We start from the raw sequence: 23,335 nt of genomic DNA on the forward strand, positions 1-23,335 counted from the left end.
AAACAAACAGAATCGGATTTGAATAAAATTGGAAATGAACGAGCAAAATTATTATTCGGATAAAAAACCGATTTGCCAACACCGTGTATAAAAAATTGCTAGTTTTAGCTAACACAAAGTTGGTTGCCCGTTTGCTGGCTTCCGATTTTCCTTCGGAAAATCCTCGCCCACAAACACGCAACTTTCCATACACGAACACGTTGTAAAACATTTGACCAACCTAATGAATATTAAGAAAATACTATCTGACTTTGGCAGTTGGATTTTTGCAGGACTTACTTTTCTCGGATTTATAATCATCTATGCTGGAATTGGAGGAAGAGGAAAATATAATCCTATGGGAGATACAAATTGGTATTTTGTCGGAACTGGAATAATTCTGATTTTACCTTTTGTTATCTATATGATTAAAATAAAGTTTATGCTAAAAAAGTCTTCTGACGAAAATACTGAAAGAATAAATGAATTGATTAGAACAGGAGACAAAATAGCTGTTAATTTAGATAAATTAGAAATTCAAACCAATAGCTACAGACAAGAAATAGAAGTTGGTAGCGGATATAATAGACGAAATGAATATATCAATGTCAACCATAACGTAATTCAAATTGACATTCCTTATAAAAATGAATCAATCAAATATAAATTGAACATTGATATGGATCCTACTAAATTAAAAATGCATTTTGCAATTAAAGAAAAGACTGAATTATATGTTGACCCTGAAAATCCGAACAACAACTATTTAGATTTAAAATTTTTAGAAAGTTAAATAAAAAACGTTTTACAACACCGTGTATAAAAAATTGCTAGTTTTAGCTAACACAAAGTTGGTTGCCCGTTTGCTGGCTTCTGATTTTCCTTCGGAAAATCCTCGCCCACAAACACGCAACTTTCCATACACGAACACGTTAGCCACCATTATGAAAAAAATCCTGCTCCCATTAATAATTTTCGGATTTATTACTCTTTTTTCCTTTCAAAGAAAAACGGATTCCGATTCTTATTGGATAGCAGTTAAATCTTATCCAAGTAACGATGAATCTTTCCATTATGTTTACAACGGAATGATAATTCATTTTACAGATGATAAAGTTGAAATTGGAAATGTTTTTTCAGATTTAAGAAAAGAATATGATTTGAAAGTGGAGAATCAAAAAATCCTTTTAAATAATACTCTTGTGTGTAAAATATTTGCAAAATATGAGGACAGTTTACTTTTAGATTTTGAAGAATCCACAAGAGTTAAATTCATCAGATTAGATAAGAAAAATGCTCTGGAAAAAGAAACCGACTTTCCAAAAAACAAACATTGGATTCTATCACACAATGACCATCAAAGGGGAATAATATTAACGGATTCACTTTATTTTGATGAAAGAGTATCTAAAATATGTATCCAAAAAAACCTTCAAAACAACATATTTATAAGTACCATTGACAAATGGAATTTCATAAACATTAATAATAATTATCTTTTTGTTAAAACCTACAATCAATTTGATGACGAATTTTATAGATTTAAAAATTATATTGGAGATTCCATAATTGAATTAGAGTTACTTGCAAACCCAGAAGTTAAAGCTTCTTTAAAGAAAATTCCATACGTATCTGATTTAAAAAAACGGGAAATACTTAATAAAATAGAAAATTATAAATGGAATACTAATAAAATTATTCAATTGGATACCTTAGGACAAGGCTCATATGATTGGGATTCTAACATAATAAAACTAAAATCACTAAAAGACAAAAAAGTATCATTTAAGTTTTCTAACAATTCGACCTATAATATTTACATATCGGATATTTCAATAGCAAATGGAAATTGGAAATTATCGCAGACTGGAAATGAAATTATTCTAAATGACGGAACTTCTCCTTCGGATTATATTGACTTGATTAATGTAAGCTTAGATAGTATGGTCATCGGTAATTTACGCAGATTTGAGTCGCAAGAAGTCAATTACGGAATGGATATAGAAATGTATTATAAAATTAAATTAACAAAATAACAGTGGCTAACAAAGAACTGAGTTAAAAACGAGCAGAAACTATATAAAAAATGAAAGCATTTTTCAAGGAATTATTTGAATACAATCATCACACAAACCAAAAGTTATGGACTGTTTTTAATGAACATCCAGATAAAACTTCTGAAAAATCCATCACGCTATTTAGCCATATACTCAATGCCCACCATATTTGGAATAGTAGAATTAACCAAATCCAAAACAGGTATGGCGTTTGGGACATACATCCCATTCAAAACTGTTTGGATTTGGATAAAATAAACTACGAAAACTCATTGCTTATACTTGACACCTTAGACTTGAATGATACCATTAACTATAAAACCAGCAACGGACTCGCTTTTAGCAACAGTATTCGCGACACGCTTTTTCATGTCATTAATCATTCTACCTATCACAGAGGGCAAATCGCAACCGACTTTAAGCACCATGGACTTGCTCCGTTAGTGACAGACTACATTTTTTATAAGCGATGATTTTTGGATAAAACAAACCGTTAACTAGAAGCTAAATGAACATCATTGAAGAATTATACAACCGAATTGAAAATGAAAAGTTGTGGACTAAACATATGGTGCTAAAACGAAATGAGTATTTAAAAGTTACGGGCACTACGGACACCAATTTATATTACATCGTGTCGGGAAGTTTAAAAATAACCATTATCAGTGAGTATGAAGAACACATCATCCGGTTTGGCTATAAAAATAACTTCATCACCTCATTGGATAGTTTTATTACCGAAAGGCCCTCTGATTTTTCAATCCAAGCCATCAAAAAAACGGAATTAAAAGTGATTCCTAAATCCATATACATAGACTTCATCAATCAATCCAGTGAAAATAAAATGCTGTGGGATACCATCTTGGAACAATTGATTTTACAACAAATGGAAAGAGAAAAGGATATTCTAACAACATCTCCAAAGGAACGATTTCAAAGAGTATTTAAAAGAAGTCCGCAACTTTTCCAAGAAATTCCGAACAAGCACATTGCCTCCTATTTAAGGATGTCGCCCGAAACACTATCTCGGCTTAAAAAATCTTGATTTCAATCAATCTTTCAAAAAAGTATTATGCCCAAATTTGCAGAAAAAAAACAATGATACTATATTCTGAAAAATTATTACAAGAGCTTTTAGAAATGACTCACGCAAACATAAAAGCGGTAGAGAAATTGAAAAATGAACCTATCGACGTTTTAAATTGGAAAGAACATCCTGAAAGCTGGAGTGCCCTTGAATGTATGGAACACTTAAACAGGTATGGCTATTTTTATATCCCAGAAATAACACAGAGAATTAACCATTCTAAGCACAAAAATTCTGAAATATTTAAAAGCAATTGGTTGGGAAAGTATTTTAGCAAGTCTGTTTCGTACCAAGAGCATTTGAATAAAATGAAAACATTCAAATCTATGAACCCATTAAATTCTAAACTTGATAGGGATACTATAGATACATTCTTAAATCAACAACAACAAATCATTGAGTTATTACATAAATCCAAAGACATAAACCTTGATAAAACCAAAACGAGCATTTCTATTTCAAAGCTAATTAAACTAAAATTAGGTGATACATTTAGAGTTCTTATTTATCATAATGAAAGGCATATAAAACAAGCTGAAAAAGCCATATTGAAAGCTCGCAAATAAATAAAGAAGTAAACTGACTCTAAAAATTCAAACCAAAACCAAACGAAAATCGAAGTCCTTCAGCACCTTGAAACAAATTAAAAGTACCTGATAGCGTTTGGGCTGCTGTTACCCAAAAACCGCCACCATAATCATTGTGCCATTTTCTGGATGGGTCGTTTTCCAACCACACCCTACCAACATCAACACCACCAAAAACGCCAAACTGCAAAGGCAAGACACTGGTTTTGAAAGATGGGAAACTATAGCGTAAATCGGCACTACCAGTTAGCGCATTTTTACCTGTAAAACGTTCGGTTCTATACCCTCTCAACCCATTATTACCGCCAATATTGGCTGCTTGGTAAAAGATGAGATTATCACCAAACCTTAGTTGACCTCTAACATCTGTTTTAATGACTAACTTTTTGTTTGTGGTTAAAGCGTTATAAAAACCCAATTCGGAATTCACAAAACCATAGGTGTTTTTGGTTTCCTTAAACTCTGTTTTTCCACCAACATTTAAAAGAAATGTCATCCCTCGCGCTGGGTTTATGGCATTGTCAAAACTTTTATAATGGTATTGTGCTTGAAGTCCGCCAAAAAAACGTCTTGTATAAAAATCATTGTTGACAAGAGGCATAAAACTAGAAACATAACGATCTGGAGTATCTTCAATCTCAATCCCTTCAAAAAGGGCTTTAAAACCATAATCGCTGCCGAAACTTCCTTTTTTAATGATACCGACATTAACAGCATAAATCCCTGTTTTCACTCGATTATAATCTAATCCCAAATCGTCATCATCATTAACGGTTTCATTGCCATAGCCAAAGAAGTTATTGGTAAAATTTTCGGATGTAAAACGTCCAGAAACCTGTAAGTTCCAAACTTGATGGATGTTGGCAAACTCGCCTTCATAATTAAGTTCAAACCCATCGGTAGCAAAAAAATAACCTCCTTTAAAATGATGTTGCTGGGAAAACGGATTCCGTTGAAATCCTTTTACCGTTTTAACTAAAGAAGCCCCTAATTTAAAACCATCATCGGGGTTAAATCCGAAACTGGGTGTGATTGTAGTTGTTTTGGTGATGTTCTTTTGAAAATCAAAGAGGTTTAAATTATAAATATCCGTGAATTTTATTTGAGCACCATGATTCTGTTCTATGGAATTTTTTTTCGATTTATGGTCGTACACCTTGATGCGTCTACCATTTTCAATGATATAGGTATCATCTCCTTGCCCTCCGATAAGGCGTGTAAAAATCATATTATTTGCCTTGCCCGACACCTGAAAAATATCTTTATCATCCAAGCCATACACCCAAATTTCCTTGGTGACGTCTCTATTAAAGGTTTTGTCTACTATCACATCGGCTTTTTCACCCGCTTTAATCCTTGATATTTTTATATGGGTTTCTTTGTCGCTTGTTCTAGTAATTTCAATATAATCATCTTTATCGGTTCCCATTAAAATGACCAGTTCATTTAAATGCTTGTAATATCGTGTTGCAATATCCAGAAGATTGCCTCGCCTTCCCTTTAGGTGTCTTTTAATGGCATCCAATGTTTCATCCTGTACTTCTTTGGGCACTTTTAAAAACGCTTCTTCAATAACGGCATCAGTGATATGTTCCTGTAAAAATGTTGCTTGCTTTAGCCAATCGTCTTGACTGGATTTTTGGATTAATATCCTATCCAATTTAATTCCAGCACTATTCATCCAGTCAATATCTTTTAATTCTGAATCATACACTTGCAGCTGTTTTGTTGGTCCTGATATGATTTTCATGACATCCAACAAAGCGCCATCAAAATTTGAAAAGGCTTGATCTCTATCTCGAGGTATCGGTCTAAACATTTTATCGCCATTCTCTATTTCAAACTCTGCCCATTTCCACTGGTCTTGATGCCTATCCCAATCGCCCAACAACATATCAAAAAGACGCGCTTTTATAAAATCGTGTTCATCAATTTTATATTTCTCATCTTCCTGAATCTTTTTAATGACATCATAAGTACTTCTAATATCCTTAGGATGTTCCATACTTTGGTCATTAAAAGAAATATCTTCCGGACGTTCTTCAACCATATACAGTTCGTCACCGAATTCATCATTATAATTACCCAACGCTTTGTGCTTTGGGATGTAAAATAATCTCGGATTTGTATGCATTATTTTGGCAGCACTTGACAAATCTGGAATCACAGTAAAAGCATAAGGATGTGCAGCGGTATAAAAATCAAGAACCAAGTTTTCAACAGCAGTTTTCTCAAATTCATCTACAATATAGGTATCTTTAAATAATACCGTTTGCAGGTATTGTGTCGCACTTTTACGGAGTGCCCGCATACTTAATTCTTCACCATCTTTAGTCTTTAAACGCAAAGAGCGCGTTTGGTGACCACCACCTTTTCTAATGACTTCCAAACCTCCATAAAGTGTATCTAAAGTCGCGACTTTAACCTTTATTTTTGTGCTGTAAACATCTCTATAATGTCCGCCCCAAACCGATTCAAAAAAACCTGTTTTATCGGTTTCTTCTTTGGCGTAAATAGACGTTTCAATGTCTTGAGGAAAGTTTTCAGATAGTTTAGAATAATCAAAAACCTGATCAATTTTTTGAACTTCTTTCTGAAATAGCAATTTTGCCTTTCCGTTTTCCGAAGCAAACATGTTAACCCAACTGCTTCCGTCTTTATAAATGACTAATTCAGCAAAACCTTGTTTCCCATAAGAAAACAGGCCATTTTCACCTAATGAAACAGGCGATTCTTTAGAACCAGAGCCAGAGACTATTTGTTTAATCGCTTTATTCTCTATGTATTGCAAAGCATGTTCATGTCCGGAAACAAAAACAACATTGTTTTCACCTAGTGCCATGGTTTCTAAACGGCTCATCAATTCATGGTAACGCTCGTTGTAAAGGTCTTGTGGCGAAACACCGCCTTGGGTTCTTATTTGTGTAATTAAAGACCCTATAATTGGTAATGGGATTTTTTGTTGAAACGGAAAAATATGTTTGTTGGCCGCAACATGACCGCCATGGGAACCATTGGTGTACATGGGATGATGCATAGCAAAAACCACGGTTTTATTTTGGGCTTTTTTTATTTCGCCTTCTATCTCTTCAAAAAAACGATCCCTGGTTTTTATCTCACAATCATCGTTAATGGTTGGCAAATAATCCCAATTTTCTATATACCATTGGCTATCAATGATGATTAATTGAATGGTTTCGCTAATGTCAATACTTTCCAAAGGACAACCATCTTCTGGTAAAAATGTATTTTTTCCTAAAGCGTCTTCTATATAATTTTCCTCGCGTTTTAAGCCCTCCAATCCGTTATCATACCAATCATGGTTTCCTGGTATAAAGATCGCTTTGCCCTTAAAATCCTTTATTGATTTTATTTGGGCATTTAAACTGTTTTCAGCGTTTGCCCTGCCATTCTCGTCTACATCGGGCAAGCCTGACGGATAAATATTATCGCCTAAAAAAATGACATAGTCGGCTTCTGTGTTTTTTTCCGAGATGTAATTTTGAAAGGCTTGTAAGCCATCGGACAATCCAATGTCAGGTGACAGACCCGCATCACCTATCAGATAAAATGTTTTTTCTACTTCTTTATTTGGGGATTGATAATTTATTAAATTCTCATGAGCATATTGTACTTTGTAGGTTGCACAAGCATTAACAAGTAATAAAATTAAAAAAAGAGGGATTGATCTAAATGGCAACTTCATGTAATGATGCTTCTTTTCTAACATAAATATACAAATTAGCAAATCATCTTTTTTCATAAATTTTTCAGTAATTTGTATTATTGTTTACAAATGCAAAATATGTCGGATATTTTAAAAATTACGCAGGAATTCGTTTTTAATTTATTTAAAGAAAAGCTACCAAGCACATTTCTGTACCACAATTATAACCATACCGAATGTGTTTGTAATGGCGTTGACGAAATTATTGAAAATACCAATCTCAACAATGAAGATCGCTTAGCTTTAAAATTAGCAGCGCTTTTACATGATACAGGCTACACTAAAACCATTGAAGGCCATGAAGATGAGAGTGTAAAAATAGCAACTGATTTTTTAAAAGAGCAGGGTATCGATAACAACACCATTGACGCTGTGAACCTTTGTATTTTAGCAACAAAGCTGGACCACAAACCAAACACCACACTCGAAAAAATCATGAGGGATGCGGATGCATCGCATTTTGGAAAAGATAATTTTAATGAGACAAGTGAATTTTTGAGAAAAGAGCTTGAAGTAATGGGTATAAAAAATTACTCGCCTAAAGAATGGTTGGACGAAAACATACAATTACTTTCTGAAAGACATCAATTTTATAGCGATTATGCACTTAAAAACTGGCAACCTCAAAAAGAGATAAACCTCTCTAAACTCATCAATAAAAAAGAAAAACAAACGCTAAAATCAAAAACCGAAGACCTAAAAAACAAACTGAAAAATGAAAATCCAGAAAGAGGCATTCAAACATTTTTTAGGGTTGCTTTAAAAAACCACATAAAGCTTAGTGATATTGCCGATACCAAAGCCAACATTTTATTATCGGTTAATGCCATAATTATTTCACTTGTGCTTTCTAACTTGCTTTCAAAATTAGACAGCCCTTCTAACAATTATTTAATAATTCCAACGCTTATTTTTACCATATCAAGTGTGATATCTATGGTATTGTCCATTATTGCCACAAGGCCGAATATTACTAGCGGATCATTTACCAAAGAAGATGTGGAACAAAAACGTGTTAACTTAACCTTTTTTGGCAATTTCCATAAAATGGAACTTAAAGAATACCAATGGGCCATTTCCGAACTTATAAAAGACAAAGAGTATCTATATGATTCTATGACCAAAGACTTATATTTTTTAGGAAAGGTTTTAGATAGAAAATATAGAATTTTAAGAATTACCTACAACATATTTATGACAGGTATGATTATATCTGTTATTGCGTTTATTGTGGCTTTTAAATTGAGCAAAGGTTAATTTTTAGTGCTCAAAAACGCTCAAATCACTAATATTTAGGCTTTAATTTCACTAATTAAGTCATTGTAGGTATAGAAATTTTTAGTGTCTTTTCCCTTATCTTTATAAAGCACACTTACCCTTATGGCTTTTAGTCCTGTAACGCCTTGAAGGTGTTCCAACTCTACAATTTCTTCATCTGTATCAAGCATTTTTTTAGATTGTAAAAACTTGATATAGCGTAAATATTCCTGTTCATCTTCTTTATGTGAATAAACAATAGCGATTTTACCTTTACCTGTTATGCGTTCTTGAGTTCCTTTAATAAAGGCTTTATCAACTCGTTTTTTAACGACTTCATATCTGGCATTGTAAGTTCCGTCTACATCAAATTTTTTCTCATCCATTCTAAACCTTATAGACAAAGGTTGATTAAAAACCAAAATCATGGAAGCGATATCAAGGCTTAACGGATAATTATCTTGATTGCTATAATAGGCATTTTCCATTTCACACATGGCCTGAAGCTGCCACAGCCTGAGGTTGTATAGGTATATGATGTTAAAATTATCCTCTTTTGTAATAGTTTCACCTATATACATATTGTGTTCTACACCATCGGTTTTAAAACGTTCAAAGAAATGTGGGTACATCTTTTGTGCCTCAATTTGCTTTTCATCCAGCAGCCTAGCCATGTTTTTATTGATCAATGCTACCGTATCGTCATAATTTTTACGGTAATGGTATACCAGTCCCAGACTTTCATCTATTTTACTAAAATAATCGTTAATAACTTCAGTAAATGATTCATCCTGTTTTAAAAGAAATTGGAACAACGGCTCTATTTCGTTTTTAAAAAACACAGAAAGCATCAATTCGCTATCGACTTTAAAATTGGATTTCAATTCTTCCTTAAAGCTTTCAATTTGAAATCGTATTTGGCTGTAAATGGGCAACTCCTTTTCTCTCTCTATTTTTTCAACTATCTTTTCTATCAAACTGAGTTGTAATGTTAAATCTCTTTGTGTGGCTTTATTTCTGGCCTCAGACGATCCTCTAATATCCATTTGACCAAATAAAGGATATACATTTTCGAACACGATTTTACTGAAAGTAGCATTGCCTGTTTGCTTTTGTTTATCAAATAAAAACTTTTTTGCGGCTTTTTTAAATTTCCACGATACACTTGGATGTATGGAAGTACATTCTCGTTGTATAACAGCCTCAATCAAGTTATGTTCCTCCTTCTTAGATCGTTCTACCGTAGAGACTATAAATGGCATGATGTCTACCAGTTTATTGGCATTAATGCTATTTAATACTTTGGGCTGACTTGAAACAAGTTCTAAAATACCCAATAATTCACCATTACTGGCGATGGGCGCTAAAATGGCACTCTTAATACCTTGTTCTTTAAAAATTTTAAACTGAGGACTATCCGAAAGTTTATCACACTTATCAACATCGGATATGGAATAGAATTTCTTTTCATTAAGAAGCATATCATAAGACTCATGGCATAAAGATGATTCACAAAGTAAGCCCTCATTTTTATTAACAAGAAAACTTACCATGCCCTCTCCCACAACCCGCTCAAAGGCATCTTCTTCTTTATTATAGACAGAAAACCCGACTCTTAAATCCTTTAAGCCCAATAACGATTGAAAAACATGTTGAAACTCTTTGATAAAATTCTCATCCTTTTGTTTTACCTCCTTAATTAAGCTAGATTTAATGTTTGAAATAGATTGATCGTCCGTTACATCAAAAATATTGGATATAACAAATCCTTTGAAAATATGGCTATTTGGCGGAAACTTCGCTTTCCAAAGCTCTATATTTCCAAAATTATCCAACAGTTCATCATAATCTTGTTGGGTAATTTTTACAGCATTTTCTGTTGGCACAATTTCACAAAAATCGGCATTGTACAATATTTTATAATAACGCTTAATACCATTCGCATCTGGTATCTCGTAAAACATAGGGCGCTTTAAACTTAAATTGTAACCATAGCACAAATTTAAGATGACCGTACAAGCAATAATGTAGGTGTCATCTTCGGGCATATTTTTGATTTTAAGCTCAAAATCCTTTCCTGCCGTTTTAATGATATTTTTAAACCTATCAGAAGCATTGAATATGATATTTTGGAAAGGGACCGATGCCGTTTTAATTTCGTTTCGTGTTAACAGTGGACTAAATGAATCTTGCAATATGGTTTCTATTTGTTCCTTGTAGGTTTCCAATAACGAAAAATCCGTAAAACCTTCCCTAAGCACAGGGTACTTCTCCTGAAACTCTAAAATATGTTTTGCTTTTGAAATCATAAAATCGTCACCACTATCAAGCAGTGTTTCATACTGTTCCAATAGCTTTTTAAAGCTTATTTGCAAAAGCATTGGGGATTCAATTGGTTGATACATAACAGTTAAACGATTTTATATAACAATAAAAATACAAATAATATACAATAGACGACCGTAATTGATTTTTATTACAAAAAAAATGAAGTTTTTTCTTTTGATTGATTTGAAGATAAATTTCTTTTAGTTTTTACATGCGTGAGAGTGGGATTAAATCTCATGTGTACTACTTCATGAAAATGAGAGTTGCCTTGCTACAGCCAAAATAAAATTACAAACAAATTCCAACTACTTTTTAGAATTAAAAAAGTCTGCATAATAATGCAGACTTTTTGAGTTAAAGTGGGGAGAGCAGGATTCGAACCTGCGAAGACGTAGTCAGCAGATTTACAGTCTGCCCTCGTTGGCCGCTTGAGTATCTCCCCAAAAACCGAGGGCAAATATATTACTCTTCCCTAAATGTGCAAAATAAAAACACCTATTTATAACTGATATATCAATCTAAAAGAAACAAACAAAGGCTGTATAAAATACTCTGTAGCACTAATAGATATATTATTGGAGTTTGTATTACTTTGTGATTTTGTATTAAACAAGTTAGTGGCTCTAACTTCATACTCCAACTTAGAATCAGCGTCTTTTCTGTATGACAATGAAGCATTCCAAAATTTAAAATTATTAAGTGTTTTTACACCATCGCTATAATTGTTATACGAAAAATCGGTTTTAAAAGTAAAGGCCTTTAATATTAGAGCATCTAATTGTATGGATGGCGATTTTGTATAAAATGTATTATTATTATTTTCTTGAATACTGTGGTTATAAGCAATTTCAACATTAGGAGCCGTTTTAAAATTGGTTCTTATCTGGCTTCCATAGGTTTGAGTAAAGCTCTCATTTACAGATTGAATCCCATTAAAAAATTGGTTGAATTTAGAGTAATTAAAAGTCCCATTTACAGACGCTGTAATTTTACCAAATGTTCGTTGATACCTACCATTGGCACTAGCACTTTCGTCGGCAAAGGGCGAATTAAAAGGGGTATTTACAAATATGACATTATTTGAAGCTGTTTGGTCTATTTGGTTTCTTATGTTATCAATACTTTTATTATAATTAAGCCTAGCGGAAACGTTTGTAAAATTAAACATACTGAAACTATTATAATTCAAACTTACATTATGGGACAAAGCACTTTCTAAATCTGGATTACCTGTAAACAATGAACTGTACCCATTTAAAACCAAACCTGCGGCAAATTGGGACACATCAGTAAACTGTGTTTGAACAGCATAGTTTAAAGTAATTTGTTCACTATTTTTTATTTGCATCAGTACATTAACATCAGGCAATACCCTAAAAAAGTTATCGGTAACAGTTGTACCCAGTTGTGTATTTTTAGCACTATAGGCATGTGCGGAAAAGCCTGGGGTGAGGGTGAATATACCAGATTTTAATCTGTAATGAAAACCTAAATAGATATCACTAAAATTATACTTAATAATATTATCGTCTAGACCACCATTTAATGTTGGCGTGGGATTAAACATAGAGTTATTATCTAGAAATTGGAAGATATTGGAATTGAATTTTTGTGTACTCAATATGGTTCCTAAAGTAACATTGATATTACTTGTATTGTTTAAAATATTCCAATAATCTATTTTAGCATCAATTTGATTGCTCTTTACTCTTTTATTTTGATTAAGATTATAACTTAACTGATCTCTATCCAATCCCAAACTTAAAGCTGTATTGTCATACGGATCAGAATCAACATCATCGTTATTTGTTGGGTCATTAGCTAAAATGGCATTATAGAATGGATCTTCGTCTTGCAATAAATGTAAAACTTCTAAAGCAAAAATATTGGAGTCGTTAAGTGTATAATAATATTTTAAATTTTGGTTAAGGCTATAAGGGCTTGAGCCTTCTGCCTGTAGAACGTCCCCATTTATACTTGAGAAAAACCCTTGATCTTGGGATTCTTTTGATAAGCGACCCATAATATCATAATCTAGTTGATTGCTGCCATTGGGTTTATACTTTGCCGACAATTTTAACATCCCTAAATCACTACGTTGTACCGTGTTACTTTCAGTACTCTCGTCAGGGATAACCGAGTTAGGAGCTAAATATTGGACAAACCTATTTTCTTGCATTTCGGTTTTATTATTAGAGAAAATAGCAAATCCACTTAAATCCAATGTCTTTTTAGGAGACCAACTAAAATTAGCTGCGGCCAGTTTTGAAACAATATTTTTGGCTCTATTATTCTGGGCTGTTAAAAACGCCAAATTATTAGATCCCAAATTTATATTGGTGCCACTTTGCTGACTAGGATTAGTAAAACCTCCCGTGAAGTTAAAATAATCTCGACGGGTAAAAGCAACCTCGCCTAAATTGTTCAAATCGGTTATAAGATTAATGCTATAAGTTGGACTATAATAAAATAACTTGGGTTGAAATAAATATAAGCCATCTTGATTTGAATACCCTCCACCAGCGGTTACTGTACCAAACCAGAAATTTGTTTTACCTTCTTTTAACTTAATATTAATGGCTATATTGTCTTGGTTGTTGGTTACGCCACTTAATTGACCAACTTCGGCATAATTTTTAAGAACTTGTACTTTGTCAACAACATTAGAAGGTATGTTTTGGGTGGCCAATTTGGTATCACCATCAAAAAACTCTTTACCATCAACCATGATTTTAGAGACCACTTTACCTTCAATCTCGATTTGACCATCATCATTAATCTCTACACCTGGTAAATTTTTAAGTACATCACCAAGTTTCCTTTCTGTTCCTGTATTAAAAGAATCTGCATTATAAGCAATGGTATCTCCTTTAATGGTTACTGGCATTTCATAAATCAATTCAATTTCGTCCAGACTATTATCGTTTTCTAAATTAAAATCCAAATAAATGTTTTGATCTGTTGTGGTTATGTCCTTTTGAAAAGTTTTCATACCAATATAACTCACCTGTATTTTGTAACTGGTATTTTTATCCAAATCCACTTTGTAACGACCGTCTGCACTGGTAATTCCGTAAGAATCCAACTTTTGTGTTTGTTGGTTAAGGGCAATCACATTTGCCAATTCTAAAGGTGTTCCAATACTATCCTTTACAAAACCTTCTAGTTTTACTTGTGCATACGTAGAGCATGCAACTAAAACAGTTGCTAAAAAAATTAATTTTTTCATTAAATTATCTTATGATTTGTTAGTTGGTAATATGTTTTTTAGAAAGGACCTCTTCCTCCACCAAATCCACCCCCTCCAGGTCTTCCTCCAGAGCTTTCACGCATTTCAGCTTCTTTTTCTTGAGCTATTTTTTCATACTCAGCAGAAGTGACTACTTTTCCCTTAGATGGGACTTTTAATTTTTCTTTATCGGTTGGATTTATAACAATTTTAGAACATAAAATGACCGTATTGTTATCATGAAGTTCTAATATCAAACCTGGCAAGCCCCAATAATCACTTGGCCCTTGGCTAACAGGTATTTGTGGTGTGTACCAAGCAGTAACCGTATACTCGGTTGGAGCTGCTACCTGATTTTCGTTGTTGTTTCTTCCAAAAGGCATCCCGCCGCCGCCAACAATCTTTCTAACTGCGGTAGCTTTAAAACACAAGTATTGACCAATCATTTTAGATTCTGTCCCCATGTCCCAATCCAATTTTGGTAAACTATCAACTATTAAAAATTGCTTACCATATAAATCTGCCTGTTGTATTAATTTTTCTTCTTTCACATTTTTATAATATTCTCCACCACCGGCACCCATCATTCTAAAACGCATATTCCCGCCACCTTGCGCTGGTGCTTCTAATTTTTCTTCTTCCTTATAAAAAGATTCTGATTGGTTAAATGTAAGTATGAAGGTCTTCTCCAAAGAACTTTTCATACGCTCAGCAATTTGCTTTTTTTGTGCCTCGCTCATTTGTGCACCCCCAAAATTCATATCTAGCGATGTCTTGGTTTGGTAATAAGCTTGCCCTTGAAATTCTTTTTGAGCAAAAGATAAAACCGTAGCAAAAAGTAATATGACTGTAACAACTATTTTTGAAGATATAATTTTCATATGGAAATATTTATTGTTTTTTAATGTTCATTTGGTATCGCCTTATTTTGATTGTTTTTTTTTGCAACTTATTGTTAATGGCGATTTCATAACTTTGTTGTTAATGTTATTTATTAACTTGGTTTAATGGCAATTAGACTTACTTAAATACATTTAGTTTAATTGTACACTGTTAAATTTTTATTGAATTATGTAATTAAAATTTTTATACCGAATTTTGGTTAGGTTTTTGTATTTTCAAACCCACTATGAGACACCTATATTATATTATTGCTTTTTTATCTTTATCAATAGTCTCTCAAGATTCTATTGAACCAATATTTATAGAGAAAACCGAATTTACTGCCGACACTTTAGTAAGTGTAAATGATTTCAGTACTACATTTTATATAGTAGAAAACATTTTGTTTAAAAAAAGTGAAGACGTAAAAGGTGTCGATATTGGCTACAACAACTTTCAATTAGGGAGTATTACCTCGGTAAACACTTTCAATCCTCTAAAAATTAATGTTTTTTACAAAGATTTCAATACGGTTGTAGTTCTTGACAACAGACTAGCTGAAATATTTAAAATTGATTTCAATACGCTTCAGCCCTATAAAAACGTTACGCATGTATCTACTGGATTTGACAATACCCTTTGGATTTTTAATCAAGACACGCAAGATTTAGAACTTTATGACTATAAAACCAATGCTACTCGCGCTAAAACCTTACCAATTAAAGGCAACGTTTTAGATTTAAAAAGCAACTATAACACATGTTGGTTACTTACTAAAGACCATTTATATGTATATAATTATTTTGGGAGTTTGTTGAAAAAAATGGCACATGATGGTTATACCCAAATAGTTGAAAACAATGGAAATCTTATTTTAAAAAAAGATAACGCCTTGTTTTATTTGAAAGACAATACAGAAACACCAAACACCATAAAACTCCCTGATTTGTTAATAAATCAGTTTTTTGTAACCAATGAAACCATGTATATTTACGATGGTGAATATCTTCATAAATTTAAAATAAATTAAAACATGCACATTGCAATTGCCGGAAACATAGGAGCCGGAAAAACCACACTTACTAGATTATTGGCAAAACATTATAAATGGGAAGCACAATTGGAAGATGTTGTAGACAATCCTTATTTAGATGATTTTTACAACCAAATGGAACGTTGGAGTTTTAATTTACAAGTTTACTTTTTGAACAGCAGATTCAGACAGGTGCTACAAATTAGAAAAAGCGGTAAAGACATTATCCAAGATAGAACTATTTATGAAGATGCCCATATTTTTGCTCCCAATTTGCATGCCATGGGTTTAATGACCAATCGTGATTACGAAAATTACAAATCCCTTTTTGATTTAATGGAATCTCTCGTTCAAGGTCCAGATGTATTGATTTATTTACGAAGCTCCATCCCAAATTTGGTAGCACAAATACACAAACGTGGTCGTGATTACGAAAATTCCATAAGCATTGATTATTTAAGCCGATTGAATGAACGGTATGAAGCTTGGATTCATGGATACAATAAAGGAAAACTTTTGATTATTGATGTTGACAAACTTAATTTTGTTGACAAACCAGAGGATTTAGGGTTTGTGATCAACACGATTGATGCAGAAATAAACGGATTGTTTTAAAAGTTTTAAAATATACTTATCCATATCATTTTTTAATTAATGCTACATTTTAAAACTTTATTAGCACTATCTTCTTATCTATTATTTTCAAGTATTAGTGTTGCTCAAGAAGACACAACTGCAACAAAAAACAGAGTATGGAAGCAACTTGCTTATGACGGGAAATTCACTTTACAAAGTGTGGGTAACGGATTTACGCAACCTCTAAGATGGCAAAAAGATGATTTTATCACCGCGGGCGGCATAGTTGCTGGCACGGGCATTCTTTATCTTGCAGATAACGACGCACGGACTTTTTTTCAAAATCATCAAAACGACGTTCCTCAAGTCTTGAAAGAATTTGGTTGGTATTTTGGAAGTCCGCAAAACTTCTTCATGATTTCTGCGGGAATTTATGGTTTCGGACTTATAACAGATAACGAAAAAATACGTCATACTGGTGTTCTAATTATTTCATCAGCAGTTACATCGGGTATTATTCAATCAATCACTAAAACCGCTGTTGGACGCGCACGCCCCATGTCAGGAAATCGAGATGATTTTAAGCCTTTTGATGGCACACCAGGATATCATTCATTTCCATCAGGTCACGCTATTCTATCATTTTCAATGGCACATGCTATTGCTAAACAATTTGATAATTTTTGGGTAAAAGCTGGTATTTATACCGTTGGTTCCATCGCTCCTATTTCAAGATTGTGGTCCGACGCCCATTGGTTGAGTGATATTGGTCTTGGCATGGCTATAAGTGTTGTGGTAGTTGATGGAGTAGATAATTTCATGAAAAAGAAAAACGCCTACAACTATTCAAAACCAAAACAAATAAACTGGCAAATGAAAGCTGGCTATGGCACTGTTGGCTTCGTTGGGACATTTTAAAAACTTAAATCAAGTCATTAGCGTGGGTTTTTCACTTCAAAATAGTGTTTTGAAACCACGTGTTTTCCTGCAAGAGTAAAACCTTCTAAAACTATTTCAAAACCACCTTCTATATCTGAAGTATAAAATTCAATGGTTTTTAAATTAGAATCTAGCTTTAAACTAGGCAACCATAATAATTGACTTCTGTAGTCAGGTATTCTTTTTAAATCATTTGAATTTTCGCTATAGTTGGGGCTATAATACATTTTATGGCTCAAAGGAGACTCGAGATTAAAAGTCACTATATCACTGCCATTATCAGGTAATTTAAAATCCTCTTGTTTTGTTTTTATATCTATAATTCCATGAAAAATACTAGGTCCATAAAAATAGGTGCCATTAACTAAATTGATACTTTCAATATTTTTAACAGCATAATCCATAATGACATCTTTGTCTTGTATCATGATACCATCAAAAAGGACTAAAGAACTATAATTAATGAAGTGACCATATTTGTCATCTCCAATATCGTAAACTTTAAATTTAAAATCCTCTTTACTATTCCTAATAGCGCCTGCTTGGATGACTTCAATAAACGTTTCCTTTAATGTAGGAAATCTTTTGTAATCATCTAAAACATATTCAATAGATGCTTTTCCATAAAATAAATTTGGAGGGCGTTCGATTAACACACTATCTTTCTTGGAGTTGTAATAAGCATTTTCAACTTGATTGTATATACTTTGTTTAACAAGCCAATCTTCTAAATTCTGATTTATTTTTATTTTTGTAAAATCCAGATTTGAATAATCTATAAAATTAAAATCATCCAAAATAATCTTGTAATTAGTCTTCTGTTCATCTACAATCTGAATTAAAACATCTGATGTTTTATAATTTTCATACAAATTGAATTTAAATTTTCCGAATTGATCGGTTTTAACATTTTTAAAAACATAGTTTTTTCCAGGGATTGATAATGAAACTATAATATTAGAAATAAGTGAATCTTTTTCTTTAGATTTAATAGTGCCTGATATTATTTCTCCTCTTAATTCAGGAAGCATATTAAAATCATTTTTCCATTTTATTTTAATATTGTTTTCTACGGTCTTATCTTGAATTTCTATGGAAGCTGTTTTTCTCACAGATAAAGAATAATTCCCAAAATATAAATCTTCAAAGCTACTTTTTAAATCTATAGATACTAAGCTTCTAGAATTTACAATATTTGAGTTTATTTCTATTTGAATGGAGTTGGCTTCTTCATTAAATCCATCGTTTTTTGATTCAGAAATTTGAATTTCATTAACAGATTCACTGTCTTCATTATTCTGATTTTGAAGATATGGATTAAGAATATACACATTCCCTATATAAGCAGCGCTAGCTGTTGTATCATGTATCCACTTCGTGTACGCAACTAATTTATACTGACCAGTTTTAATTTCAGTTGGAATAAAATAATCTCCATATCCAATACCTTTGTCTAAATTCAACTTATGCTTAAAAAGGATTTCTTCATTATCACCAACCAATTCAATATAGCCTATTTTACTAATTAAGCTAGCATTTTTATTATCATTTAGAAGACAAAAGAAATTATAGTACAAGGTTTCACCTACCAAAAATACTTTTGAATTGGTGCTTAAATGTACGGCTTCACGTGTCATCTCATTTAAAGAAACAGTATTCTGTGCTTTAGAACAAATACTTGAAAAGCATAAAAAAATTACAATTATGAGTATTTTATTTTTTTTCATTCTTCCCAAAAATCAGGCTTAACACTAGACGCAAAATAGGTACAGTTTCCACAGGGCTGGGTCACTATATCATAAACCGATTGCATATCGCTTACATACTTATAGTTATATAAAGCCATGTAATTATAAAATTCATATCTATCACCAACGGTTGTATAATCACAATCATAAAAATAAGGAGGCCTGCTATTAATATCAAAATCCCTATAATTAAAATATATTCTTTTTGAAGTGAAAGAAGACACATCAAAATAGCCAATCACTTTTTCCTGACTATTTTGTTGTGACATTATATTGCCTTTTACATATCCAGGTTGCGCATCTAATAACAAACTAACGTCGCCACTAAATTCTTTTAGAATTTTATAATAATTATTAGCGTTGGCAGATTGAACATACTGTTGAACTAGAATACTATATCTATCTCTTAAAACACTATTGTTCTGGTTTATAAATCTAATAGGAAATCTAGATATTTTATCTTCTGAGAGTCCATTTGTATTAGTTAGAATGATTTCGCTTGAGTAATTTGTTGAATAACATGTTTTCTGTTCAATGGGTCTATCTACAAATCCTATAGTATAGCTTATAGCCTGAGGATCGCCTGCATTTTGCACGTTACTAAAAACGACATCCCTAGTGGCATAATACGGGGCTACAATTTTATAAGTTTCTTCATAGGTGTATCTGAAAAATACAGCATCACCTAAATTATCATTCGTATCCACAAATACTTGCAGGCCCATATTCCCATTTAAATTTATCAATTCAGCATACGCATTTTCTATTTCAACTTTAGGTGGCATCAATTCTTCATTGGAGATGTATTGTTTTCCATCCTGAGTGTTAATTATGAGCTTATATGAAATACCTTGATAAGCTTGGAAGGGATTATCAGATATATAAATTCCACTGCCTGCATCATAAAAATTGTAAACATTTTGATTACTATCTTCAATTTGAACAGTGGCATTATATTCCAGTATTGGGAAATCATCTTCTAATACATAAGATCTTGAAATTTTAATGCGTTGATGCCTGAATTCATCTGTTATAGTAGCCTCTACTACCAAAACATCTTCAAAACTTTCTGTTTTTAACTCAATTTTTTCAGTACAACTAAAAATATATAAACTAGCTATACCTAAAGCTATAAAAATGGCTATATATGATTTATTTTTCATCAAAACTTAAAGTTATATGTTATAGTGGGTACGGGTACAGAAAAAATGGATGACTGGTAGGCCTGTATGCTTCCATTTTCATTTACAAAGAAAACAGAATACGGATTGTTTCTACCCAAAACATTGTAAACTGAAATATTTACAAAACTATGTGCCAACTTGACATTTTTGTGATTGCCTTCAATATTTACACCAATATCTAGTCTGTAATAATCCGGTACTCTATACTTATTTCTGTCGCTATAAAGTAAATATTCAGTTCCTGCATAGGTGTATTTTCCAACAGGATATGTGATAGGTCTCCCTGATTGATAATTAAAATTAAAAGCGACGCTGTATCTTTTGGTTATTCTATAATTTGAAATAATGTTAAAATCGTGAGGCCTATCTTGATTGGCCGCAAAATACTCTCCATTATTCACCTGATTGGTTAAGAATGGGCTATCAAGTTTTATTAATGTTCTAGAAAAAGAATACCCTAGCCAACCATTTAACCTTCCCTTTTTCTTTTTAAGCAAAAATTCAACACCATAAGCTTTACCAACTCCAGGTAACAACTCGGTTTCTATGTTTTCATTCAAAATTAACTCGGCACCCACCTTAAAGTCTAAAAGATTTTTCATTTTTTTATAATAGCCTTCAATACTGACCTCATGGGAATCATCATCAAAGTTTTTAAATAATCCCACTGAGAGTTGCTGTGCTTTTTGTGGTTTAATATTAAGATCGGATAATTTCCAAGAATCAACTGGCGAAGCGGTTGTATTTGTAGATAATAAATGGGAATATTGAATGGTGGTATTATATCCTGCCTTTACGGATAAACTTGGAGATAGAAAGTACCTTCCGGATAAACGAATCTCTGGACCTCCATAAGCTTTAATAACGTCATTGTTTTTATAAACTTTAGTTTCAATCACACTTTCATTACTTATTGGTTGGCTTGTATTATAAATATTCTGATTTTTTGGACCTAGAGCTAAAAAAGTAGAAAATCTAAGACCTACATCAAATGATAATTTATCATTAACTTCAATTAAATCTGAAACAAATAGTGCAGACTCCAAGCCTTTTTCTTTTTGGACTTTTTTCTCTTGTACTACGGATTGGTCTCCCAAAGGTTTCATATAACCCGGTTGAATATTATACAATTTACTACTTATTCCGTAATCAAACTTATGCTTTTTGCTGTGATTATATTTCGCAATCAACTTCAATTCAGTTTCATTAATCTTATAACCGTAATCAAAATTTCTATTAAAATTACCGTCGTATTCAATATTAAATTTATATTGGCTAGATGCCAATATCACATCTACACTATTTTTATTGTCAATTTTGTGTCCCCATTTTATGGAACCTAACAAGTTGCCATAACTAAAAACAGAATCTGAAGAAATACTAAACATGTCCCTACTTGTATAACTTGTAATTTGGAGTTTATTATTACTATTTATGCTATCTTCATATTTAATAACACCATCATAAAAGGATGCACTACTATTCTTTATAGATTCTTCTGAAATACTTTTTAATATCCAATCTGAATAGGTTGCTCTAACACCCATCATTAAAGAACTCTTACCCTTAACGATGGGTGTTTCTATACTTAAATTCCCTGTAACTGGTCCAATACTGCCTTCGCCAGACAGCTTCTCCTTATTACCCTCTTTAGTAGATATATCTATCACTGAAGACAAACGTCCTCCAAACTCTGCGGGTATATTTCCTTTATAAATATCGACACTTCCCGAAACAAATGGATTAATAGCTGAAAAAACACCAAAAAAATGCGCCGGGTTGTAAATGACTGCATGATCAAACAAAATCAGATTTTGGTCCACTTTGCCACCTCTAACATTATATCCTAATGCACCTTCTCCCGCTGTTTTGATACCTGGCATCGTCGTAGCTATTTTTAATATATCGCGTTCACCTAATACCAATGGAATATTTTTAATGCCTTGGATGTCAATTTTTGTGACACCAGCAATGATGGTCCTAATATTATCATCCTTGTTGGCATCAATAACCACCTCTTCTAATTGTTCAAGGGATTCAATAAGATCAAAACTGAGCGATCCATCACCATAAACGACCACTTGCTTTTGGGTTTTTCCGTAGGTCAGTGAGGAAGTTTCTAAAATATTTAATCCCGCGAGTAATTTCAACCTATAATAACCATTGGCATCGGTCACGGTATTGACATTGCCCTCTTTTACAAAAATGGCTACATTTTCAAGGGGTAACTGTGTTTTAAAATCTTTTATATATCCGGAAACCGTATGGCTAGTGTTTAAAGATGATTTATTTTCTTTACCAACGGAATAAACCCTAGAATCCGTATAGACATTTGAATTTCTCACATATTGCCTTTGAAGAATTGGTGCAGACGTGACTTCATTATCAGTTTTGGTTTTCTCTTCACCAAAGAAATTGGGAGGAAGTTGATCAACTATCAAATTATTTTTTGTTAAAATGACGTTATAATCAATAATTAAAAAATTGAGTGGTGTACCTTCTAATATTTGAGTTAAAATATCAGCAATATTTTCATTATTAAAAGATTTTGAAATTAAAGATTCATCAAACCATTCCTTAATAAAATAAAAATTTAACTCGACCTCTTTTTCAAGTTGCAATAAAGCATCCATTCGATTTACATTTTCAAAAGTGATGGATATTTTTTTTTCAGTTTGTCCAAAAGTATATTGGACTAACATTATAAATAAAAACATTAAGA

At 32.5% G+C, this 23,335-nt stretch carries 16 protein-coding genes and 1 tRNA gene; 9 read left to right on the plus strand and 8 right to left on the minus strand.

Annotation, left to right across the window (positions count from 1 at the left end):
* The first annotated feature begins 223 nt into the window (after positions 1 to 223).
* Genes CDH49_RS00010 through CDH49_RS00030 form a run of 5 tightly spaced genes read left to right on the plus strand, consistent with a single transcriptional unit; the run spans position 224 to position 3,689 of the window.
* Entirely contained in the window at positions 224 to 772 is a 549-nt protein-coding gene (locus CDH49_RS00010; RefSeq protein WP_100613284.1) for a hypothetical protein, read from the plus strand.
* 34 nt (positions 773 to 806) lie between these two features.
* Positions 807 to 2,015, plus strand: a complete 1,209-nt coding sequence (locus tag CDH49_RS00015; RefSeq protein WP_157805248.1) for a hypothetical protein — start codon at positions 807 to 809, stop codon at positions 2,013 to 2,015.
* A gap of 50 nt (positions 2,016 to 2,065) precedes the next feature.
* A complete protein-coding gene (locus CDH49_RS00020) occupies positions 2,066 to 2,509 on the plus strand; it encodes a DinB family protein (protein ID WP_100613286.1) in 444 nt (147 codons plus the stop codon).
* A 35-nt stretch (positions 2,510 to 2,544) separates the two neighbouring features.
* A complete protein-coding gene (locus CDH49_RS00025) occupies positions 2,545 to 3,081 on the plus strand; it encodes a Crp/Fnr family transcriptional regulator (RefSeq protein ID WP_100613287.1) in 537 nt (178 codons plus the stop codon).
* A gap of 53 nt (positions 3,082 to 3,134) precedes the next feature.
* Positions 3,135 to 3,689 carry a DinB family protein gene (locus CDH49_RS00030; RefSeq protein WP_100613288.1) on the plus strand — a complete coding sequence of 185 codons (555 nt, stop codon included), beginning with the start codon at positions 3,135 to 3,137 and terminating at the stop codon, positions 3,687 to 3,689.
* A 19-nt stretch (positions 3,690 to 3,708) separates the two neighbouring features.
* On the opposite strand, the gene CDH49_RS00035 is transcribed toward CDH49_RS00030, so the two are convergent.
* Positions 3,709 to 7,440, minus strand: a complete 3,732-nt coding sequence (locus CDH49_RS00035; protein ID WP_239970518.1) for a metallophosphoesterase — start codon at positions 7,438 to 7,440, stop codon at positions 3,709 to 3,711.
* A 75-nt stretch (positions 7,441 to 7,515) separates the two neighbouring features.
* Here CDH49_RS00035 and CDH49_RS00040 point away from each other — a divergent pair, with 75 nt between their 5' ends.
* Complete coding sequence (locus CDH49_RS00040) at positions 7,516 to 8,694, plus strand: Pycsar system effector family protein (protein ID WP_100613289.1); 1,179 nt, start codon at positions 7,516 to 7,518, stop codon at positions 8,692 to 8,694.
* Positions 8,695 to 8,729: 35 nt separating this feature from the next.
* On the opposite strand, the gene CDH49_RS00045 is transcribed toward CDH49_RS00040, so the two are convergent.
* From CDH49_RS00045 to CDH49_RS00060, 4 genes are all read right to left on the minus strand, one after another.
* Positions 8,730 to 11,099 (minus strand): GAF domain-containing protein, encoded by a 2,370-nt coding sequence (locus CDH49_RS00045; RefSeq protein ID WP_100613290.1) that lies wholly within the window; start codon positions 11,097 to 11,099, stop codon positions 8,730 to 8,732.
* 283 nt (positions 11,100 to 11,382) lie between these two features.
* A tRNA-Tyr gene (locus CDH49_RS00050) sits at positions 11,383 to 11,464 on the minus strand.
* Positions 11,465 to 11,521: 57 nt separating this feature from the next.
* Positions 11,522 to 14,251, minus strand: a complete 2,730-nt coding sequence (locus CDH49_RS00055) for a TonB-dependent receptor (protein ID WP_100613291.1) — start codon at positions 14,249 to 14,251, stop codon at positions 11,522 to 11,524.
* Positions 14,252 to 14,289: 38 nt separating this feature from the next.
* Positions 14,290 to 15,132, minus strand: a complete 843-nt coding sequence (locus tag CDH49_RS00060; protein ID WP_100613292.1) for a GLPGLI family protein — start codon at positions 15,130 to 15,132, stop codon at positions 14,290 to 14,292.
* A gap of 248 nt (positions 15,133 to 15,380) precedes the next feature.
* Between CDH49_RS00060 and CDH49_RS00065 the strand changes: the two genes are divergently transcribed.
* Genes CDH49_RS00065 through CDH49_RS00075 form a run of 3 tightly spaced genes read left to right on the plus strand, consistent with a single transcriptional unit; the run spans position 15,381 to position 17,660 of the window.
* The gene (locus CDH49_RS00065) at positions 15,381 to 16,163 is read left to right on the plus strand and encodes a hypothetical protein (protein WP_100613293.1); all 783 of its coding nucleotides are present in this window, start codon (positions 15,381 to 15,383) and stop codon (positions 16,161 to 16,163) included.
* Positions 16,164 to 16,166: 3 nt separating this feature from the next.
* Positions 16,167 to 16,781: a deoxynucleoside kinase gene (locus CDH49_RS00070; protein WP_100613294.1), complete on the plus strand. Its 615-nt coding sequence runs from the start codon at positions 16,167 to 16,169 to the stop codon at positions 16,779 to 16,781.
* A gap of 39 nt (positions 16,782 to 16,820) precedes the next feature.
* On the plus strand, positions 16,821 to 17,660 hold the full coding sequence (locus CDH49_RS00075) for a phosphatase PAP2 family protein (RefSeq protein ID WP_100613295.1): 840 nt from the start codon (positions 16,821 to 16,823) through the stop codon (positions 17,658 to 17,660).
* A 17-nt stretch (positions 17,661 to 17,677) separates the two neighbouring features.
* Here the strand turns inward: CDH49_RS00075 and CDH49_RS00080 are convergent, their stop codons facing one another.
* The 3 genes from CDH49_RS00080 to CDH49_RS00090 are packed head-to-tail and all read right to left on the minus strand — an operon-like array spanning position 17,678 to position 23,330.
* Complete coding sequence (locus CDH49_RS00080) at positions 17,678 to 19,408, minus strand: hypothetical protein (RefSeq protein ID WP_100613296.1); 1,731 nt, start codon at positions 19,406 to 19,408, stop codon at positions 17,678 to 17,680.
* Entirely contained in the window at positions 19,405 to 20,592 is a 1,188-nt protein-coding gene (locus CDH49_RS00085; protein WP_100613297.1) for a DUF4249 domain-containing protein, read from the minus strand. Before CDH49_RS00085 ends, CDH49_RS00080 begins: the two co-directional genes overlap by 4 nt.
* Positions 20,592 to 23,330, minus strand: coding sequence for a TonB-dependent receptor (locus CDH49_RS00090; RefSeq protein WP_239970519.1), 2,739 nt, complete (start codon positions 23,328 to 23,330; stop codon positions 20,592 to 20,594). Before CDH49_RS00090 ends, CDH49_RS00085 begins: the two co-directional genes overlap by 1 nt.
* Between the last annotated feature and the right edge of the window lie 5 nt (positions 23,331 to 23,335).

Origin of the sequence: Confluentibacter citreus, from assembly GCF_002807055.1 — a bacterium.
GTDB classification, from domain to species: domain Bacteria; phylum Bacteroidota; class Bacteroidia; order Flavobacteriales; family Flavobacteriaceae; genus Confluentibacter; species Confluentibacter citreus.

What these genes read in the sequence shown, in the direction of transcription:
- CDH49_RS00075 (WP_100613295.1), top strand. Translation starts at nt 16,821, where the DNA reads ATGCTACATTTTAAAACTTTATTAGCACTATCTTCTTATCTATTATTT.
- CDH49_RS00060 (WP_100613292.1), bottom strand. Translation starts at nt 15,132, where the DNA reads ATGAAAATTATATCTTCAAAAATAGTTGTTACAGTCATATTACTTTTT.
- CDH49_RS00035 (WP_239970518.1), bottom strand. Translation starts at nt 7,440, where the DNA reads ATGTTAGAAAAGAAGCATCATTACATGAAGTTGCCATTTAGATCAATC.
- CDH49_RS00090 (WP_239970519.1), bottom strand. Translation starts at nt 23,330, where the DNA reads ATGTTTTTATTTATAATGTTAGTCCAATATACTTTTGGACAAACTGAA.
- CDH49_RS00055 (WP_100613291.1), bottom strand. Translation starts at nt 14,251, where the DNA reads ATGAAAAAATTAATTTTTTTAGCAACTGTTTTAGTTGCATGCTCTACG.
- CDH49_RS00030 (WP_100613288.1), top strand. Translation starts at nt 3,135, where the DNA reads ATGATACTATATTCTGAAAAATTATTACAAGAGCTTTTAGAAATGACT.
- CDH49_RS00020 (WP_100613286.1), top strand. Translation starts at nt 2,066, where the DNA reads ATGAAAGCATTTTTCAAGGAATTATTTGAATACAATCATCACACAAAC.
- CDH49_RS00070 (WP_100613294.1), top strand. Translation starts at nt 16,167, where the DNA reads ATGCACATTGCAATTGCCGGAAACATAGGAGCCGGAAAAACCACACTT.
- CDH49_RS00025 (WP_100613287.1), top strand. Translation starts at nt 2,545, where the DNA reads ATGAACATCATTGAAGAATTATACAACCGAATTGAAAATGAAAAGTTG.
- CDH49_RS00010 (WP_100613284.1), top strand. Translation starts at nt 224, where the DNA reads ATGAATATTAAGAAAATACTATCTGACTTTGGCAGTTGGATTTTTGCA.
- CDH49_RS00080 (WP_100613296.1), bottom strand. Translation starts at nt 19,408, where the DNA reads ATGAAAAAAAATAAAATACTCATAATTGTAATTTTTTTATGCTTTTCA.
- CDH49_RS00045 (WP_100613290.1), bottom strand. Translation starts at nt 11,099, where the DNA reads ATGTATCAACCAATTGAATCCCCAATGCTTTTGCAAATAAGCTTTAAA.
- CDH49_RS00040 (WP_100613289.1), top strand. Translation starts at nt 7,516, where the DNA reads ATGTCGGATATTTTAAAAATTACGCAGGAATTCGTTTTTAATTTATTT.
- CDH49_RS00065 (WP_100613293.1), top strand. Translation starts at nt 15,381, where the DNA reads ATGAGACACCTATATTATATTATTGCTTTTTTATCTTTATCAATAGTC.
- CDH49_RS00085 (WP_100613297.1), bottom strand. Translation starts at nt 20,592, where the DNA reads ATGAAAAATAAATCATATATAGCCATTTTTATAGCTTTAGGTATAGCT.